At 62.4% G+C, this 2,596-nt stretch carries 3 protein-coding genes; 1 reads left to right on the top strand and 2 read right to left on the bottom strand.

Going from position 1 to position 2,596, the window contains the following annotated elements; genetic code table 11:
* Positions 1–1,501 (bottom strand): ATP-binding protein (locus VIW95_RS03660; RefSeq protein ID WP_331584058.1); only part of this gene is annotated, 1,501 nt, incomplete at its 3' end.
* Positions 1,502–1,528: 27 nt separating this feature from the next.
* Entirely contained in the window at positions 1,529–1,903 is a 375-nt protein-coding gene (locus VIW95_RS03655) for an Hsp20/alpha crystallin family protein (RefSeq protein WP_331584057.1), read from the bottom strand.
* Positions 1,904–2,024: 121 nt separating this feature from the next.
* Between VIW95_RS03655 and VIW95_RS03650 the strand changes: the two genes are divergently transcribed.
* Entirely contained in the window at positions 2,025–2,513 is a 489-nt protein-coding gene (locus tag VIW95_RS03650) for a universal stress protein (RefSeq protein ID WP_331584056.1), read from the top strand.
* Positions 2,514–2,596: the final 83 nt, after the last annotated feature.

Here is a 2,596-nt window from a genome sequence, read left to right as displayed (position 1 = left end):
GCAGGTTCTCCCGGCGCGCCAGCGCTCCGACGCGCGCGGCATAGTGGGCCGCGGCCGCACCGTCAGCCGCCACCGACGGCCGCATTTCGGCTTTCACTTTGAACAGTTCCGGGAAATCCGGATCGTAAAAATAGAGCATGTTGTAAAGGTACGCGCCGCCCAGCGTCACGACCTTGTTGTGAATCTCGATCGGCTCGGGTTTGAGCCCGCTCATCGAAAAAAACGGCAGCGGCTCGAAAGTCTCCAGCGTCATGCGCCCTGACTTGAGGCTGCGCTTGAGCGTCTTCCAGACGCCGGGCTCGACCACCGCGTCCTCGAGATCGAAGACCAGGAAACCGCCGTGCGATTTCAGAAACGATCCGCCGATGATGCGCGTGAAGTTGGTGCCCGACCGCCCCAGCGGATCGATCCACCGCTCGATCGTGCCGAACAGGTTGCGATAGGTCGGCGCGTCCTCGAGCACCACTGGCGCTCCGCGCGTCGCCGAGTTGTCGACCATCACGTTGACCTGGTAATCGAACCATCGCGCGCCGTCCTCGATTGTCGGCGGCCTCAGCCCCTGCCCCTGCTCGGCTGGCGGCTGCTCGCGAAAGCGATCGAGGTTGCCGAGCATGTGTTCCGCAACTTCATCGAGGTATTTATCTACCGCAGGATTGTTAAAGTGATGCTTTAAGTCCTCGACAGACGGCGTGATCATCCGCGCCGCGAATGCGCGCTCGATCGCACGGATGTCGTCGATCAACTCGCGCATCATTTCCTGTTGCCGCAGGGTCAGGGTCGCCAGTTCGTCCTGCAGCTCGCCCTGCGCTTTCGCCAGTTGCTCGCGCTCGGCGTCAGTCTTCGCTGCCATCGCCTTGTTGAGCGCGTCGGGCGACTCGGGCATCTTGCCGTCGATCAGCGGAATGAAAATCACCTGCCCGGTCGGCGCACTCTGGACCGCGAAGCCGCGCTCGCGCGCGCGGGTCTCGAGGTTGCCGAACAGTTCCTGAGCGCGCTTGTTGTACTTGTCGCGAAGCGCCGCGCGCTCCTGATCGAAATCCTCGCGCCGAAATGCTTTCGGCAATTGCTCGAGCACGAAGGCGACCAGCTCCGTCATCTTGGCGCGCAACTCGACGCCCTGGCCCGGCCGCAGGTAGATCGCCACGGGAGATTCGGGATTGCGAAAATTGTTTACGTAAACCCAATCGCCCGGCGTCGGCATCGTCGCGGCTTTTTCGCTGAGGATGCGCAGGACCGATTCCCGCTCATGCCGCGAGCGCAGGCCGCTCACAAAGACGTTGTACCCCGGCGCGTCGATTCCGATCGCGAGCCGTATCGCGTCGAGCGCGCGGCCTTGCCCGAACAACTCGGCGTCGCCATCGCTCGCCGCGGCGCGTTCCAGTGCGTCGGCGTCGAGCAATATCCTTATTTTTAATTCGGAAGCGGCGAGCTCCGCGGCCGGCGGTACATGAATCAACGCGGCGCTGGCGTCGGTAGCGATGAGGTCGCCCTTGTCGGTCATATTGGTTAGACGTTCGCGGCGCGACGACTACAAGGCCTTGAGCGCGATTCGCCGGCCTTTCTTTTTCGGCAAAGTAATCACCAGCGTGCCTTCGGACCATTTCGCGGTCGATGCTTCGCCGTCGATCGAGTCGGAGAAAGCAAATGAGCTATCGAGCATGCCGCCGAGTTTGTCCGGTACGCGAACGGCCAGCCGCTGGCCCGTTACTTCAGCCTGTATCTTCGCGGGATCGACGCCGGCCGCGGCGACCCGCACTTCGTAACGATCGGGATGGTCGATAACCTGCGCTCGTTCGAACTCCAATGCGGCCGTTGCGCCTTTCCAGCGGTCGATCAACATTTCGTCGAAGAACTCGTCGAAGGCGCGCTCGAAGTCTGCAATCAATCCGCGGCCAGTTGCCATAACGTCCTAGTTTCCCACGATTTCGCGCCAATTGTAATGCAGCGCCACCGCGCCGGTCGAGTCCGCGCGCAGCCTCAACCGTCCCTTGCCACGATTGCTGTCCGGGCGTTATGGTTTCCGGGTGCCAACCTTTTCAAAAATTGTCGCCGCCACCGATTTCTCCGAAGACTCGAACCTCGCGCTAGGCTTCGCCCAGGAGCTTGCTCTCAAGTTCTCGGCCGATATCGTGCTGCTGCACGTCGATCAGCCGCTCGCGCCGGTAATGATGACGCCGGAGCTGGGGCCGTCGATGGACGTTGGAGCAATGGGCCGGATTGCCGAAGAGCAGCGGATGCTGGCGCAGAAGGAGCTCGACAAAATCGCGGGCAAGCTGCGCGAAGCCGGTCTCAAGGTCAAGGTCCAGCTCAAAGTCGGTTCGCCGTTCCTGGAAATTCTGCACACCGCGCAAAGCGAGAACGCCGACCTGATCGTGCTCGGCACTCACGGCCGCACCGGTTTGGCGCACGTCCTGATGGGCAGCGTTGCCGAGCGAGTCGTGCAGAAGGCGCCATGCCCGGTGCTCACGATTCGTCATCCCGACCGCAAGTTCAAGCACCCGCTGGATAAGTAGAAGGAGCGCTTCGCGATTTTCAGAGACCGGAACCGGCTTCGCGTGCGCGAAGCTGTCCGGAGGCCCGCCCGCTCGCGTTGCTC

Origin of the sequence: Binatus sp. (SeqCode) (assembly GCF_036522015.1) — a bacterium.
In the GTDB taxonomy this organism is placed as follows: Bacteria; Desulfobacterota; Binatia; order Binatales; family Binataceae; genus Binatus.
Note: the sequence above shows the minus strand (reverse complement) of the source record. Positions and strands in the feature narration are given on the sequence as shown.